The sequence below is a fragment of the Kitasatospora sp. NPDC101176 genome (assembly GCF_044768035.1).
Taxonomy (GTDB): Bacteria; Actinomycetota; Actinomycetes; order Streptomycetales; family Streptomycetaceae; genus Kitasatospora.
In genome coordinates, this window is sequence record NZ_JBIWPA010000006.1 from 231745 (window position 1) to 247188 (window position 15444).

Annotated in this window: 13 protein-coding genes; 4 read left to right on the forward strand and 9 right to left on the reverse strand. The window is 72.2% G+C overall.

Annotated elements, in window-relative coordinates:
- Window positions 1–34: 34 nt before the first annotated feature.
- Complete coding sequence (locus tag ACIRS1_RS12675; RefSeq protein WP_363364108.1) at window positions 35–3607, reverse strand: CDP-glycerol glycerophosphotransferase family protein; 3573 nt, start codon at window positions 3605–3607, stop codon at window positions 35–37.
- A gap of 133 nt (window positions 3608–3740) precedes the next feature.
- Between ACIRS1_RS12675 and ACIRS1_RS12680 the strand changes: the two genes are divergently transcribed.
- Both ACIRS1_RS12680 and ACIRS1_RS12685 read left to right on the forward strand, forming a co-directional pair.
- Complete coding sequence (locus tag ACIRS1_RS12680) at window positions 3741–4739, forward strand: glycosyltransferase family 2 protein (protein WP_360219519.1); 999 nt, start codon at window positions 3741–3743, stop codon at window positions 4737–4739.
- An 89-nt stretch (window positions 4740–4828) separates the two neighbouring features.
- Window positions 4829–5779 carry a YihY/virulence factor BrkB family protein gene (locus ACIRS1_RS12685; RefSeq protein ID WP_402838859.1) on the forward strand — a complete coding sequence of 317 codons (951 nt, stop codon included), beginning with the start codon at window positions 4829–4831 and terminating at the stop codon, window positions 5777–5779.
- Between the two features lie 56 nt (window positions 5780–5835).
- Here ACIRS1_RS12685 and ACIRS1_RS12690 read toward each other — a convergent pair whose 3' ends face one another.
- Entirely contained in the window at window positions 5836–7047 is a 1212-nt protein-coding gene (locus tag ACIRS1_RS12690) for a D-alanyl-D-alanine carboxypeptidase family protein (RefSeq protein ID WP_402838861.1), read from the reverse strand.
- A 139-nt stretch (window positions 7048–7186) separates the two neighbouring features.
- On the opposite strand from ACIRS1_RS12690, the gene ACIRS1_RS12695 reads away from it, so the two are divergent.
- On the forward strand, window positions 7187–7447 hold the full coding sequence (locus tag ACIRS1_RS12695) for an SCO4848 family membrane protein (RefSeq protein ID WP_360219525.1): 261 nt from the start codon (window positions 7187–7189) through the stop codon (window positions 7445–7447).
- A gap of 83 nt (window positions 7448–7530) precedes the next feature.
- Here ACIRS1_RS12695 and ACIRS1_RS12700 read toward each other — a convergent pair whose 3' ends face one another.
- Genes ACIRS1_RS12700 through sdhC form a run of 4 tightly spaced genes read right to left on the reverse strand, consistent with a single transcriptional unit; the run spans window position 7531 to window position 10978 of the window.
- On the reverse strand, window positions 7531–8304 hold the full coding sequence (locus ACIRS1_RS12700) for a succinate dehydrogenase iron-sulfur subunit (protein WP_360219528.1): 774 nt from the start codon (window positions 8302–8304) through the stop codon (window positions 7531–7533).
- The gene (gene sdhA / locus ACIRS1_RS12705) at window positions 8304–10046 is read right to left on the reverse strand and encodes a succinate dehydrogenase flavoprotein subunit (protein WP_387901210.1); all 1743 of its coding nucleotides are present in this window, start codon (window positions 10044–10046) and stop codon (window positions 8304–8306) included. Before sdhA ends, ACIRS1_RS12700 begins: the two co-directional genes overlap by 1 nt.
- A 51-nt stretch (window positions 10047–10097) precedes the next feature.
- Entirely contained in the window at window positions 10098–10589 is a 492-nt protein-coding gene (gene sdhD, locus ACIRS1_RS12710; protein ID WP_360219534.1) for a succinate dehydrogenase, hydrophobic membrane anchor protein, read from the reverse strand.
- An 8-nt stretch (window positions 10590–10597) separates the two neighbouring features.
- Window positions 10598–10978 carry a succinate dehydrogenase, cytochrome b556 subunit gene (sdhC, locus tag ACIRS1_RS12715; protein ID WP_360219537.1) on the reverse strand — a complete coding sequence of 127 codons (381 nt, stop codon included), beginning with the start codon at window positions 10976–10978 and terminating at the stop codon, window positions 10598–10600.
- A 280-nt stretch (window positions 10979–11258) separates the two neighbouring features.
- Between sdhC and ACIRS1_RS12720 the strand changes: the two genes are divergently transcribed.
- Window positions 11259–12041: a hypothetical protein gene (locus tag ACIRS1_RS12720; protein WP_402838864.1), complete on the forward strand. Its 783-nt coding sequence runs from the start codon at window positions 11259–11261 to the stop codon at window positions 12039–12041.
- Window positions 12042–12068: 27 nt separating this feature from the next.
- Here ACIRS1_RS12720 and ACIRS1_RS12725 read toward each other — a convergent pair whose 3' ends face one another.
- From ACIRS1_RS12725 to ACIRS1_RS12735, 3 genes are all read right to left on the reverse strand, one after another.
- Complete coding sequence (locus tag ACIRS1_RS12725) at window positions 12069–12614, reverse strand: 2-oxo-4-hydroxy-4-carboxy-5-ureidoimidazoline decarboxylase (protein ID WP_387901316.1); 546 nt, start codon at window positions 12612–12614, stop codon at window positions 12069–12071.
- Between the two features lie 241 nt (window positions 12615–12855).
- On the reverse strand, window positions 12856–14505 hold the full coding sequence (locus tag ACIRS1_RS12730; protein ID WP_402838866.1) for an alpha/beta hydrolase: 1650 nt from the start codon (window positions 14503–14505) through the stop codon (window positions 12856–12858).
- Between the two features lie 68 nt (window positions 14506–14573).
- Entirely contained in the window at window positions 14574–15314 is a 741-nt protein-coding gene (locus ACIRS1_RS12735; RefSeq protein WP_360219546.1) for an SDR family oxidoreductase, read from the reverse strand.
- Between the last annotated feature and the right edge of the window lie 130 nt (window positions 15315–15444).

Below are 15444 nucleotides of genomic sequence, written 5' to 3' on the forward strand. Positions count from 1 at the left end.
ATCGCGTCGGGCGCCTCGGCGGGGCGGGGGGCGGTTACTCCTTTCGGAGCATCGCGTCGACCACCCGGGCGGCGGCCTTGCCGTCGTCCAGGTCGCAGTACTTCTCGCGGAACGCGGCGGCCCGGTCCGCGTGCTCGGCCGCGACCTCGTCCACCCGGCCGAGCGCGTCGACCAGCTGCTCGGAGGTGGCCAGCAGCGGGCCGGGCGCCTCCGCCTCGAAGTTCAGGCTGAAACCGCGCAGGTTGTCGCGGTAGTGCTCCAGGTCGTAGGTGAAGAACAGCACCGGCTTGCCGGTCGCGGCGAAGTCGAAGACGCTCGCCGAGTAGTCGGTGACCAGCACGTCCGCGATCAGCAGCAGCTCCGCCATGTCGGGGTAGCTGCCGACGTCCCAGACGAAGCCGTTGCCGGCGTCCGGGATCTGGCCGCACATCATGCTGTGCCGGCGCACCAGCAGCACCTGGTCGTCGCCGAGCGCGGCCTTGGCCGCCTCCAGGTCGATCCGCAGGTCCAGCTGGTAGCCGCCGTCCGGCCGGCGCCGGTCCTCGCGCCAGGTCGGCGCGTAGAGCACGACCTTCTTGCCCTCGGGCAGGCCGAGCCGTTCCCGGACCTGCTCGGCGGTCTTCTCCCGGTCGACCGCGAAGAGGAGGTCGTTCCGGGGCGAACCGCTCTCCAGGATCTCGCCCTTGTAGTCGAACGCGCGTCGCAGCACCGGAGCCGACCAGCTGTTCCCGGCGACCAGCAGGCTCCAGTTCGGAACCTCCTTGGCGAGGCCCTTCAGGTAGTTCGAATCGGTGAACCAGACCTTTTCGAAATCGAGGCCGATCTGCTTCAGCGGGCTGCCGAGCCAGGTCTGCACGACGACCTGGCCGGGGCGGCGGACGAAGAAGTCGGGCAGGTGGGTGCTGGTGACGATGTACTTGGCCGTCGCCAGCGCCTCGAACCACTCCGGGCTCCAGAGCCGCAGCGCGCCCGCGGTCTGCGGCAGCTCGGCCTGCAGGTCGTCGCTGCCCCAGAGGTGCTCCAGCGGCAGGCCGCGGCGGACCAGCTCCTCGTGGATCGCCCGCGGCGAGTCGGCGTACAGGCCGCCGAGGCCGACGTTGTACAGCACGGCGTCGCGCAGCGGGTGCCGGCGGGCGCCCGGGTAGTCGACGTTGCGCAGCTGGCGCTGGCGGTAGCCGCTGCGCTCCTCGGGCAGCAGCGCCGAGTGCGACTCAAGCGAGATCCCGTCGTGGTGGCGGCGCTCCAGCACGACGCGCTTGCCGCGCGACTCCACCTCCAGCGGCAGCGCGCCGAAGCACTCCGGCGCGATCAGCGCGTACGAGCTCGGCATCTCCTCGACGGGGGCGCCGAGCGGGCGGAAGAAGACGCCCCAGGTGCCCTGGGCGAGCGGGACCCGGCCGGCGAAGGAGGCCGTCGGCACGGCCGGCATCGCGGTCCGGAACCGGCCGTCCGCGATCTCCACGGGGTAGACGTGCTCCTCCTCGCGCCAGTTGTGCCGGACGACGAGCTCCCAGCGGTGCGTGCCGGGCAGCGGGAACGAGCCGCTGAGCAGGAAGCCGTCGGCGCCGCGGGAGGAGACCTCGTCCACCACCGGCTGCAGCAGCTGGTCGGAGAACTGCAGGTAGCCGCTGGGGGAGGGCTTGGAGTAGAGGGCCCGGCGCCGGTCCGAGGGGGCCTCCGGGTTCAGCGCCAGGTGCAGCTGCGAGGGGGCGTTGCGGTCGTCCCAGGCGATCGCGACGGTGCTGCCGTCGGCGAGCACCAGCGAGGTGTCCCAGCGGTCGCGGGCGCGGTCGGCCGCCACCGGGTCCAGCTCGGCCCAGGACTCGCGCAGGGCGGTCAGCTCGGCCACCGGGAAGGAGACCGTGAACGGCTGCAGGCTGCCGACCGGCGTGCCCAGCTCCACCGGGTAGGCCAGCTCGCGGTCCGACTCGACGTGCAGGAGCCGCAGCTTGGCCCCGGCGAAGCTCGCGCCGGAGCGGGCCGCACCCGAGACCTCCACCCGGCCGCCGTGCGCGGCCAGGCCGGTCACCCGGGCCTTGACGGTCTCCACCCGCAGGTAGACGCTGCCGTCCCGGACCCACGGCACGATCCGCACGTCCGGCTCGACCCAGTGCGCCGGGATGTACTGGGCGGTGTCGCTCCAGCCGGCCCAGATCCGGCCCTTGTAGACGCCGCCCTTGCCGGCGCCGGCCACCAGGACGCGCCAGTTGCCGTCCTTCCACTGGCCGCGGTGCCGGAGCTTCTTCGGGTCGATGGAGACGTTGAAGCCGGCCCAGTCGCAGTTGTACAGGTCGTGGTGGCAGCTGGCGGTGGCCTCGGGGCTGTACGTGGTCTTCATCGGCACCGCGATCACCCGGCGGCCCTTGGCCTCGCGCAGCACCAGGGTGCGGACCATGTCGTGCTTTCCGGCCGCGCCCATCTGCTCCGGGTACGCGTGGCCGGACAGCTCCAGCCGCCCGCCGACCCAGCCGGTCTCGTACAGCCGGCTGCGCATGACCAGCGAGTTGTCGAGCTTGAGCACGCCGGACGGCACGCTCTTGCGCCCGCCGCGCAGGAACGGGTAGTCGGCGTACGGCCGCAGCAGGCCGCGGGCCTGGACGCCGCCGTTGCTCTCGCCCTCGTACTTGATCTGCTCGACGAACTCGTCGATGCGGCCCTGCAGGGTCAGGTGGTACTTCAGCCGCAGCGGCGCCCGCAGCTTGCGGACCTGCTCGGGGCCGATCGCCCGGAGCAGCCGGCTGACGTTCTTGAGGTAGGCGTCCCGGTACTCCTTGTCGCCGTCCACGACGGACCAGAAGAACATCGGGATCTCCTCGACGAGGGTGTTCTCGTCGTAGGAGCGCAGGTACTGGGCGAAGCGCGGCTCGGTCTGCTTCTTCAGCCAGCCGCGGACCAGCTCGACCGAGGTGACGCGGTCGATCAGGCCCTTGGGGTTGGTCCGCATCTGCGTGATCGACATCTCGCCGACCTCGCGCTCGCGCCAGTGGTAGATCGGCTCGGAGAGGACGTCCACGCTCTTGGCGAGGTAGTGGTGCGGCACGCTGACCGGGGCGTCCTCGTACAGGATGCCCTCGGGGTAGAGGATGCCGGCCGCGTCGAAGAAGGAGCGGCGGTACACCTTGTTCCACGCGGTGCGGTCGGTGACCAGCGCCGGGATCTCGGTGATGTGCGTCTTGAGCTTGGTCTCCCGGAACGGCCTGGAGTGCCCGCCGGACTGGTAGTAGCCCACGGCGCGGAAGCGCAGCACGTTGCCGGTGGCGAAGTCCGAGCCGGTCTCGTCGAGCGTGCTGATCATCAGCTCGTACGCGCTCGGCGGCATCGAGTCGTCGCTGTCGACGAAGCACAGGAACTCGGAGTCCGGGTCGATGTGCCGGATGCCCGTGTTGCGGGCGGCGCCGAGGCCCTTGTTCACCTGGCGGACCAGCCGGAACCGGGAGTCCTTGGCCGCGTAAGCCTCGGCGAGGGCCGCGCTGTCGTCCTTCGAACCGTCGTCGACCATGACGCACTCGAAGTCCGTGAAGGTCTGGGCGGCGATCGAGTCGAGGCATTCGACCAGGTAACGCTCGACGTTGTAGATCGGAACGACGATGGAGAGGCGGGGAGCCATCGGCTACGCAGGCCTTTCTCGGGAAGGAGCGTGGCAGCCCGTGGGGGGCGTGACCGCATTTGATCGGTGCGTACGTGCGCCCCGATCCTACCTCCGGGCTCCGCGGCCCCTCCGGGCCACTACTCTGGGGCCCGTGCCCCGCTTCAGCGTGATCGTCCCCGTGTTCAAGGTCCAGGACTACCTCGCCGAGTGCCTCGACTCGGTCCTCGGCCAGGGCGGCCCCGACCTGGAACTGATCGCGGTCGACGACCGCTCCCCGGACCGCTGCGGCGCGATGCTCGACGAGGCCGCCGCCGCGGACCCGCGGATCCGGGTGCTGCACCTGCCGGAGAACGTCGGACTCGGCCGGGCCCGCAACGCCGGCCTGGAGGTCGCCACCGGCGACTACGTGGTCTTCCTCGACAGCGACGACACGCTCACCCCGAACCTGCTCAAGAGCGTCGACGACCGGCTCACCGCCACCGGCGACCCGGACGTCCTGGTCTACGACTACGCCCGCACCTACGTCGACGGCCGGATCACCCGCGCCGCCTCGGCCCACGTCTTCGGCGCCGCCTCCCCCGAGGTCTTCGACCTCGCCGCCCGCCCGGATCTGCTCGACCTGCTGCAGGTCGTCTGGAACAAGGCCTACCGCCGCGACTTCGTCACCGCGCAGCGGCTGGTCTTCCCGGCCGGCTACTACGAGGACACCCCCTGGACGTACCCGGCGCTGCTCGCCGCCGCCCGGATCACCCTGCTCGACGAGGTCGGCGTGCACTACCGCCAGCGCCAGGAGGGCGGCAACATCCTGGCCACCGCCAGCCGCAAGCACTTCGACGTCTTCGACCAGTACGACCTGGTCTTCGGCTTCCTGGACGGCCGCCCCGACCTGGACCACTGGCGCCCCGTCGTCTACGGCCGGATGCTGCACCACCTCAACACGGTCGTCTCCAAGCCCGGCCGGGTCCCGCCCGGCGACCGCCGCGAGTACTTCCGCCGCGCGGCCGCCCACTGCGCCCGGCTGCGCCCGGCCGGCTACCGCCCCCCGGCGGGCGTCGACGGCGTGCGCACCGAACTGCTGAGCCACGGCCGCTACGGCGCCTACCAGGCCGTCAGGGCGCTCGCCCGGGCCCGCCGGCTGGTCCGCGGCTAGCCGCGGCGGGCCCCGGCGGCCACGACGCGGCCCCGGCCGTGCGTCGAGCCTGACGGCCGTTCGGGGGACGGGCCGGTATAACCGGTCGGGTGGACTTCCTGACCCGCCTTCCGGTCATCGGCCCGCTCGTGACGCGACTGCTGCGCAGCCGCCCGTACCGGGTGTACGAGCACTTCACCGCGGCCCGCGGGAACAGACTGGCCGGCGCGGTCACCTTCTTCGGCTTCCTCGCCCTGTTCCCGCTGCTCACCGTCGCCCTGGCGATCGCCGTGGCGACGTTCAGCGACAGCCGTGTGGCGGACATTCAGAAACGCATCTCCGACCAGCTGCCGGGCATCTCCGACGCACTCAACCTGCCGTCGCTGGTGGCCAACGCGGGCGCCGTCGGACTCGTCAGCGGGGCACTGCTGCTGATCTCCGGCCTGGGCTGGGTGGACACCATGCGCACCTCGATCCGGGACGTGTGGCAGCTGCCCGAGGAGGACGGCAACCCGGTGCTGCGCAAGGCGTGGGACTGCGTGGTGCTCGGCGGCCTCGGCCTGGTCTCGCTGGTCTCGCTGGGCGCCTCCGCCGCGGGGACGACGCTGGCCGGGCGGATCGCCGACCAGCTCGGCCTGCACAACGGCTACCTGCTCACCGGGATCGGCATCCTCATCGCCATAGGGTGCGACACCCTGCTCTTCGCCTACCTGCTGGCGCCCTTCCCCGGCATCGGCGGCCAGCGCCGGCGGGACGTGCTGCAGGGGGCGCTGATCGGCGCGGTCGGCTTCGAGGCGCTGAAGATCCTGCTCGCCTCCTACCTCGGCTCGGTCGCCGGGAAGAGCCTCTACGGCGCCTTCGGCGTACCGGTGGCGCTGCTGCTCTGGATCAACTTCGTCAGCCGGCTGCTGATGTACTGCGTGGCCTGGACGGCCCTCGCCGACCCGGAGGCCGCCCGGGAGCGGGCCAGGGCCCACGGCCGGGCCGTCATCGAGGCGGCCGACGAGGCGGGGGCCGCGGCGGAGCCGACGGCCAGGGCCCAGGGCCCGGCCCAGTCCTGAGCGTCCTGGGAGCCGGCCCCTGAGCCCTGAGCCCTGAGCCCGGGCCCGTCGGCGGATCAGCCCGCGGCCCTGCGGCGGCGGTGCACGACCAGCGCCCCGTAGCCGCCCGCGGCCACGGCCAGCGCGACGGCCAGCCAGCCGCCGAGGCCGGGGCCGGTGCCCCGGGAGGCCGCGACGGGGGCCGCCGCCGGGGTGGCGGGTGCCGTGGCGGTGGGGGACGGGTGCGGCGGGGGCGCCGGAACGCCGGCGGCGCCGCCGGCCTGGCCGGTCGGCTCGCCGCCGGGCGGCAGCTCGTCGACCAGCCGGCCGACCGGTCGCACCTTGTCGGCCGCCGCGAAGCCCCAGTCCAGCAGCGCGGCCGTCTCGTCGTAGACCTTCTGGTAGCTGGCCGGGTGCATCACCGTCACCAGCAGGGTCCGGCCGTTGCGCTCGGCGGCGCCGACGAAGGTGGAGCCCGCGTTGGTGGTGGTGCCGTTCTTCACCCCGATCAGGCCGGGGTACTTGCCCAGCAGCCGGTCGGTGTTGGCGATCCCGAAGCTGCCGCGCTGGCCGGTGTTCTTGTCCACCGCGCCGGGGAACATCGCGTCCCGGGTGGCGCAGTACATCCGGAAGTCGGGATTGCGCAGGCCGGCCCGGGCGAACAGGGTGAGGTCGTAGGCCGAGGAGACCTGGCCGTCCATGTCGTACCCGTCCGGCGAGATCACCCGGGTGTCCCGGGCCTGCAGGGCGTCGGCGCGGGCCTGCATCTCGCCGACGGTCTGCTGCACGCCGCCGTTCATGTGCGCGAGGACGTGCACGGCGTCGTTGCCCGAGCTCAGGAACACCCCGCGCCACAGGTCCTCGACCCGGTAGTCGAGGTTCTCCTTGATGCCGACCAGGCTGCTGCCGGCGCCGATCCCCAGGATCTCCTCGTCCGCGACCCGGTGCACCAGGTTGCGGTCGAACTTGGGCAGCACGGTGTCCGCGAAGAGGATCTTCAGGGTGCTCGCCGGGGGCAGCTTCAGGTGCGGGTTGTTCGCCGCCAGCACCTCTCCCGACGTGGCGTCGGAGACTATCCAGGACTGGCCGGTGAGGTCCCCGGGCAGCGCCGGGGCGCCGGCCAGCGGGTCGACCTGGACCCCGGGGAGCCCGAGCCGGCCGCCGCCGACCGCGGTGGGCGGGGGCGGCTCGTACGGGGCGGCGGCCGCCGCCTGGGCGACGAGCAGGACGGGGAGGGCCGCGGTGACCGCGGCGCACAGGTGGGCGAACGTGTGACGGGCTGTGGGCACCAGCTGACCGTACCCACTCCGGGCGCCGGCCGTCCGCCGCACCGGGCCGGTCCTCCGCAGGAGGGCCCCGCCGTACGCCGATCGGCCGTCCGCGCATACTGGGGACGCACACCGCCTTCACACCCCCGCCGAGGATCCCATGAAGCTCAGCCGCCGCACCTCCTGGTTCCTGACCGCCTTCGGCGTCTGGTCGATGATCATCTGGACGACCTTCGTCAAGAACCTGTGGAAGGACTCCGGCGGCCAGGCCTTCACCGGCGGCGACCACTCCCAGCCGACCGCCTTCTTCTGGGTGCACCTCCTCCTCGCCGTCACCTCCTTCCTCCTCGGCATCGCCGTCGGCTCCGTCGGGGTCCGCGGCCTGCGCGCCGCCCGCCGCGCCGCCCCGGCCGCGGACTGAGGCCGGCGACCGCGCCGCCGGTACGCGCGAAGGCCCCCGTCCGCGGTGCGGACGGGGGCCTTCGTCGGGCGGGGCCGGGTGGCTCAGAAGCGGCGGGTGACCAGGGCCCGCTTCACTTCCTGGATCGCCTTGGTGACCTCGATGCCACGGGGGCAGGCCTCGGAGCAGTTGAAGGTGGTGCGGCAGCGCCACACGCCCTCACGGTCGTTGAGGATCTCCAGGCGCTGCTCGGCGCCCTCGTCACGCGAGTCGAAGATGAAGCGGTGCGCGTTGACGATGGCGGCCGGGCCGAAGTACTGGCCGTCGTTCCAGAACACCGGGCAGGACGACGTGCACGCGGCGCACAGGATGCACTTGGTGGTGTCGTCGAAGCGCTCGCGGTCCTCGGCGGACTGCAGGCGCTCGCGCGTCGGGTCGTTCCCCTTGGTGATGAGGAACGGCATGACGTCCTTGTACGCCTGGAAGAACGGGTCCATGTCCACGACCAGGTCCTTGAGGACCGTGAGGCCCTTGATGGCCTCGATCGTGATCGGCTTCTCCGGGTTGACGTCCTTGATCAGGGTCTTGCACGCCAGCCGGTTGCGGCCGTTGATCCGCATGGCGTCGGAGCCGCAGATGCCGTGCGCGCAGGAACGGCGGTAGGTGAGGGTGCCGTCCTGCTCCCACTTGATCTTGTTGAGCGCGTCCAGGACGCGCTCCTTCGGGTCCATCTCGAGCTGGTAGTCGACCCACACCGGGTCCGGGTGCTCCTCCGGGTTGAACCGGCGGATCCGGAAGGTGACGGTGATCAGCTGGGTGGCACCGCTCTCGGCCGCGTCCAGAGCGGCCGAGTGCTTCTCCACGGTCGGAGTGCTCATCAGTACTTACGCTCCATCGGCTGGTAGCGGGTCGTGACGACCGGCTTGTAGTCGAGGCGGATGGAGGTGGTGCCGTCGGCGGCAACCTCCTGGTACGCCATGGTGTGCTGCATGAACTTCACGTCGTCACGGGTCGGGAAGTCCTCGCGGTAGTGGCCGCCGCGGGACTCCTCGCGGGCCAGCGCGGACACGGCCAGCACCTCGGCCAGGTCGAGCAGGTTGCCCAGCTCGACGGCCTCCAGCAGGTCCGTGTTGTAGCGGAAGCCCTTGTCCTGGATGGAGACGTGCTTGTAGCGCTCGCGCAGCGCGGCGATGTCCTCGACGGCCTGCTTCAGGGTGGCGCCGGTGCGGTAGACCATGGCGTTGGCGTCCATGGTCTCCTGCAGCTCCTTGCGGATCTGCGCCACGGACTCGGTGCCGGTGGACTCGCGCAGGCCGTCGACCAGGGCCTGGACCTTCTCGGCCGGGTTCTCGGGCAGCTCGGTGTAGTCCACCGTCTGCGCGTAGTCGGCGGCGGCGACGCCCGCGCGCTTGCCGAACACGTTGATGTCCAGCAGCGAGTTGGTGCCCAGGCGGTTGGCGCCGTGCACGGACACGCAGGCGACCTCGCCGGCCGCGTACAGGCCCGGGACGACCTCGGTGTTGTTGCGCAGCACCTCACCCTCGACGTTGGTCGGGATGCCGCCCATGGCGTAGTGCGCGGTGGGCTGGATCGGGATCGGGTCCGTGTAGGGCTCGATGCCGAGGTAGGTGCGGGCGAACTCGGTGATGTCCGGGAGCTTGGCGTCCAGCTGCTCCGGCGGCAGGTGGGTGAGGTCCAGGTAGACGTGGTCGCCGTCCGGACCGCAGCCGCGGCCTTCGCGGATCTCGGTGTAGATCGCGCGGGAGCAGACGTCACGGGACGCGAGGTCCTTCATGACGGGGGCGTAGCGCTCCATGAAGCGCTCGCCGTCCTTGTTGCGCAGGATGCCGCCCTCGCCGCGGGCGCCCTCGGTGAGCAGGATGCCCATGCGCCAGATGCCCGTCGGGTGGAACTGGAAGAACTCCATGTCCTCCAGCGGCAGGCCGCGGCGGTAGACCAGGGCCTGGCCGTCACCGGTGAGGGTGTGGGCGTTGGAGGAGACCTTGAAGAACTTGCCGGTGCCGCCGGAGGCGAACACGACCGACTTGGCCTGGAAGACGTGGATCTCGCCGGTGGCCAGCTCGTAGGCGACGACGCCGGCCGTCCTGCCCTCGTTGAGCAGCAGGTCGAGGACGTAGAACTCGTTGAAGAACTCGACGCCGTGCTTGACGCAGTTCTGGAACAGCGTCTGGAGGATCATGTGGCCGGTGCGGTCGGCCGCGTAGCACGAGCGGCGGACCGGGGCCTCGCCGTGGTTGCGGGAGTGCCCGCCGAAGCGGCGCTGGTCGATGCGGCCCTGCTCGGTGCGGGAGAAGGGCAGACCCATCTTCTCCAGGTCGAGGACGGCGTCGATGGCCTCCTTGCACATGATCTCGGCGGCGTCCTGGTCGACCAGGTAGTCACCACCCTTGACCGTGTCGAAGGTGTGCCACTCCCAGTTGTCCTCCTCGACGTTGGCGAGGGCGGCGCACATGCCGCCCTGGGCCGCGCCGGTGTGGGACCGGGTGGGGTAGAGCTTGGTCAGGACCGCGGTGCGGCTGCGCTGCGTCGACTCGATGGCCGCGCGCATGCCGGCGCCGCCGGCGCCGACGATGACGGTGTCGTACTGGTGAATCTGCATGGGGGGTTAACTCGCCTCTGGCCTCTGCCGATGTCCGATGTTGCTCGCGGCTCAGATGTTGGGGTCGAAGGTGAAGATCACCAGGGTGCCGAGCAGCACGGTGAAGACCGTGGCGGTACCCATGAGCCCCTTGAGCCAGAGCCGGGTCGAGTCCTTCTCGGCGTAGTCGTTGATGACCTGACGCATGCCGTTGGCGCCGTGCAGCATGGCGAGCCACAGCATCGCGAGGTCCCAGACCTGCCAGAACGGCGAGGCCCAGCGGCCGGCCACGAAGGCGAAGCCGATCTTGGAGACGCCGCCGTCGAGCACCAGCATGATCAGCAGGTGGCCGAGGATCAGCACGACCAGGACGACACCGGACAGGCGCATGAAGAGCCAGGCCAGCATCTCGAAGTTGGTGCGGGTGCGGCGCGGGGTCTTCGCGGTCCGCTTGCGCGGAGGCTCGATGACGAACTCGTCGGCCGGGTTCCCGGTGCCGAGGCCCTTGCCGGTGTGCGCCTGGGCGGAGGGGACCACCAGCGCGTCGGAGATTTCCGTGGACATGTGTCGGCTCACTTCCCGAACCAGGAGATCAGCGTGTGCTGCAGGATCCCGTAGAAGGAGCCGGCCATCAGGACGACCCAGACGCCGACGACGGTCCAGAGCATCTGCTTCTGGTACTTCGGGCCCTTGGCCCAGAAGTCGACCGCGACGACCCGCAGGCCGTTGAGGGCGTGGAACAGGATGGCGGCCACCAGGCCGTACTCCATCAGGTTCACGAGAGGCGTCTTGTACGTCTGAATGACGGTGTCGTAGGCCTCGGGCGACACCCGCACCAGCGCGGTGTCCAGGACATGGGCGAACAGGAAGAAGAAGATGAGGACGCCGGTGACTCGATGAGCCACCCAGCTCCACATGCCTTCCCGGCCGCGGTACAGCGTTCCAGCCGGCACGGAAAAACCCTCCGGAAGCGATTGGGGGCTCGGCCGGCTTCGGTGTCGGTCAGCCCGGCCGGGTACGGTCCACCGGCCGCCAGCATCCTATCGACGCCGTCTGGTGAACCGCCTCCGGGGGCCTCAGGTGTGATCAATCAGGCACGACTGGCCTAGTTGGACGGGAACCGGAGCCTGTTCCGTCGCTCTGGGTGACGGTTCGGCTGCGCTACGGTGGCGGCCCGCCCCGTCGCCGGACCCACCGCGCCGGATCCGCCGCCGACACCCTGCCGAGGCCCCCGTGCCGTTCCGCCCCGCCCGACCGCCCGCCGCCGCCCTCGCAGGTCTGCTGCTGCTCGCCGCGGGCTGCACCACCGTCGGCGGCCCCTCCGCGGACCGGGCGGCGCCCGCCCGGGAGCTGTCCGCGGCCGAGCTGCGCGCCGCCGCGGTGGCCGACGCGGACCTCGGGGCGGGCTACGCGGTGACGGTGATGACGCCCGGTCACGGGGACACCGGGGCCGGGGCCGGGCGGGAGGTGGCGGACGTGCCGGCCTGCCAGCCGCTGCTGGACGCGGTGACCCCGGCCGCGTCGGGCGCCGCCACCGCCTCGCCGGGGCCGGGCTACCCGTACGCGGAGACGGACCTCGGCGTGACGCGGGCGGCCGACCCCGAGCGCGGGCTGTACGGCGGGCTGCTCGGCTACCGGACGGGGCGGGCCGCCGCGCTGCAGGCGGAGCTGGAGAAGCTGTTCGGCCCGTGCGCCGCGTTCACCTCGGCGGCGCCGGCCCCGCCCGCCGAGAAGCAGGGGAGGAAGGCGCCGATCCGGACCGGGCACCGGCTGAGCCGGGTGGACACGCCCACTCCCGGGGGAGCGGACGCGGCCCTCGGATTCACCCTCACGAATGAATCGGGGAGCGCGGTGCTCTCCCAGCGCGCGGTGCTGGCCCGGGTCGGGCCGGTGCTCGCGGTGTTCACCACCTTCGGCGTCGCCACCGAGCCGGCCGCCGCGCCGGACGAGCTGGTCGTCCGGCGACAGGTGGCCAAGCTCCGGGCCGCGCAGGCGGGCGGACCGACGGGTGGGTAGGGCGGGTGGGTCGGGGCGGCGGCCGGCTCAGCGCGCCCCGGCCTCCGAGTGGGTGGCGACCAGGTGCTCCAGCCGGGTGAGGGCGATCCGGCGGAGTTCGTCCGCCGCGATCAGCCGCTCCTCGTCCGGGTCGTTGGCGAGTCGGGTGCGGATCGAGGAGAGCACGGTGTCGAGCATCTCCTCCGGGGCGACGCCCTCCAGGCAGACCACGAACACGTGGCCGAACCTGGCCTCGTACGCCGCGTGGGCGGCCCGCAGTGCGGTGTGCGCGGCCTGGCTGCCCGGCGCCCGCATGCCGAGCAGCGGCTGCGGCATCCAGCTCTCGTCGGCGAGCGCCTCGGCGAGGTCGGCCGGGCGGAGGTCGTAGGAGGCCTCGCTGGCGGCGGCCAGCAGGGACCCTATGTCGGGGTAGGGCCGGTGGGCGGTGAGCCGCAGGGCCCACCGGCGGCTGCCGCAGCAGGCCAGGAGGGCCTCCTCGGCGGCGCCTGCGTCGGCCTCGTTGAAGCGGTGCAGCCCGAGGAGGGTCGGCTCCGAGCTGGGTTCGGGCCGCTGTGGCGGGATGTCGCTGGCCAGCGGGTCCTCCTCGTGAGGGCGGGAAGGTGCCGGTGGAGTGGGGTGGGGTGGAGCAGCTGAAGTATGGGGGGCCGCGAGCGGCTTCGAGCGCCCGTCGACAACTCCTCAAAGGTAGTTGAGCGGTCATCAGTTGGGGAGGGCGCGCGCGGAATTCATCCGGACGAGCTATCAAGTTGTGACGTTGACACCTTCGTGTCAGCGCCCTCCCCGCCGTCGTCTGCTAGGTCCGGCCCGGTCGGGGTCAGGAGCAGCGGGTCCCCTCGGCCGGCATGGTGCCGTCGATCAGGTAGGTCTCCAGGGCCTGGTCGATGCAGGCGTTGCCCTTGCCGAAGGCGCCGTGGCCCTCGCCGACCCGGGTGAGCAGGGTGGCCTTGGCGAAGCCCTTGGCGAGCGCCTCGGCCGAGGCGTACGGGGTGGCCGGGTCGCCGGTCGAGCCGACCACCAGGATCGGGGCGGCGCCCTCGGCCCGTATGGCGTGCGGCTTCTCGGGGGACTTGTAGGGCCATCCGTGGCAGGAGTCCTCGGTGAAGTCCTCGACGCTCACGCCCTTGGTCATCAGCGGGGCCTGCTGCTGGAGCTGCTGCACGGCCTGCTGGGCGCGCTCGGGCGTCGGTGCCGGGGCCGCACCGTCGGCGCAGCCGATCGCGGCGTGCGCCTCGTGGAGCGGCGTGTAGTGGCCGTTCTCGTCGCGCTCGTTGTAGTCGTCGGAGAAGGCCAGCAGGACGTCGCCCTTGCCGGCCTTGATCGCCACGGTGAGGCCGACCCGCAGGTAGTTCCAGGTCTGGTTCTCGTCGCCGTAGAGCGCCGAGCGGACGGCGGTCCAGGCCAGGTCGCTGCCGACCTTGCGTCCGTCCTTGGTCGGCAGCGGGTGGTCGCGCAGGCCGTCCAGGAAGTCGGCGGCCTTCTTGGCGGCGCCGGCCGGGTCCTTGCCGAGCGCGCACTCGTCCGCGTGGTTCTCGACGCAGTCGGCGGCGAAGCGGTCGAAGGCCGTCTCGAAGCCGACGATCTGCTTCACGGAGGCGTCGAGGTCGTCGGCGGCCGGGTCCACGGCGCCGTCCAGGACGAGCCGTCCGGTGTTGCCGGGGAACTCCTCCGCGTAGAGCGAGCCCAGGTAGGTGCCGTAGGAGATGCCCAGGTAGTTGAGCTTGCGGTCCCCGGCGGCGGCGCGCAGCACGTCCAGGTCGCGCGCCGTGTTGCGGGTGCCGACGAAGGGCAGCAGCTTGCCGGACTTCGCCTGGCAGGCGGCGGTGAACTCGGCGTCCTGCCGGTCCGACTGGGCCTTGCGGGCCACCGGGTCGAGCGGGGCGTCCTGCTGGGACTCGGCGTCGCGCTGCTTGTCGTCGAGGCAGTGGATCGGCGAGCTGGCGCCGGTGCCGCGCGGGTCGAAGCCGATCACGTCGTAGCGGTTGTGCAGGCTGCCGGCGAAGTCCTTGGTGCCGAAGGTGACCATCTCGACGCCGGAGCCGCCCGGGCCGCCGGGGTTGACCATGAGCGAGCCCAGGCGCTGGTCCGGCTTGGCGGCGGGGTACTTCACCAGGGCGAGGTCGAGGGCGTCGCCGGCGGGGTTCGCGTAGTCGAGCGGGACGTGCAGCTTGCCGCACTTCAGCGTGGAGAGGTCGACCTTGGCCTGCTCGGCCTTCGGGTCCGCGGGGCAGTCCGCCCAGGTGATCTGCTGGCCGTAGAAGGGCTTGAGGGCCGGGTCGGCCTCCCCGGTGGGCTTGGGGGTGGGCGTCGGCGTGGCGGTCGGACTCGCGGCGGCGGGCGCGGTGGTGCCGGCGGCCTGGCCCCGGGCGGGTCCGGCGGTGTCGTCGCATGCGGTGGCGAGCAGCAGGGTGCCGGCCGCGAGGGCGGTCAGCAGCACCCTTGGGCGGGCGGCCCGGAAGGTTCTCATCGCACGTGTGTATCACTCGGCACGGTGCGCATGATCACCGGGCCCCGGGCCGCCCGGACCGGCGCTGATCAGGCGCGATGCACCTTGTGGTTGGCCGCCTGGGCGCGCGGCCGGACCACCAGCAGGTCGATGTTGACGTGCGGGGGGCGGGTGACCGCCCAGGCCACGGTGTCCGCGACGTCCTCGGAGGTCAGTGGCTCGGCCACGCCGGCGTACACGGCGGCGGCCTTCTCCTCGTCGCCGCGGAAGCGGGTGACCGCGAAGCCCTCGGAGCGCACCATGCCGGGGGCGATCTCGATCACCCGGATCGGCTCCCCGCACAGCTCCAGCCGCAGCGTGGCCGCGATGGTGTGCGCGGCGTGCTTGGCGGCGACGTACCCGCCGCCGCCCTCGTACGCGGTGAGTGCGGCGGTCGAGGAGAGCACCAGCACCGTGCCGTCGCCACTGGCCCGCAGGGCCGGCAGCAGCGCCTGCGTCATGTGCAGCACGCCGAGCACGTTCACCTCGTACATCGCCCGCCAGTCGGCCGGGTCGCCGTGCTCGACGCTCTCGGCGCCGATCGCCCCGCCGGCGTTGTTCACCAGCACGTCCACCCGGCCGACCTCGGCCGCGAAGGCGTCCACGGCGGCCCGGTCGGTGACGTCCACGGTGTGGGCCCGGCCGCCGATCTCCTTGGCCAGCGCCTCGATCCGCTCGGTCCGCCGGGCGGTCAGCACCACGTCGAAGCCCTCGGCCGCCAGCCGGCGGGCGGTCGCCGCGCCGATTCCGCTACTGGCACCGGTGACCACGGCCACCTTCTGCTCGGTCATTGCCACTCCCTGGGGGCTCGGTGTGGGGGGGGTACGCACATTCGGTCGTTCACCCGATCATCTCAACCCCGTCCGCGCGCCCGCCGCCCGGTCACGCCCCTGCGCGGCCGGCACCCGGACGCCGCGCGCC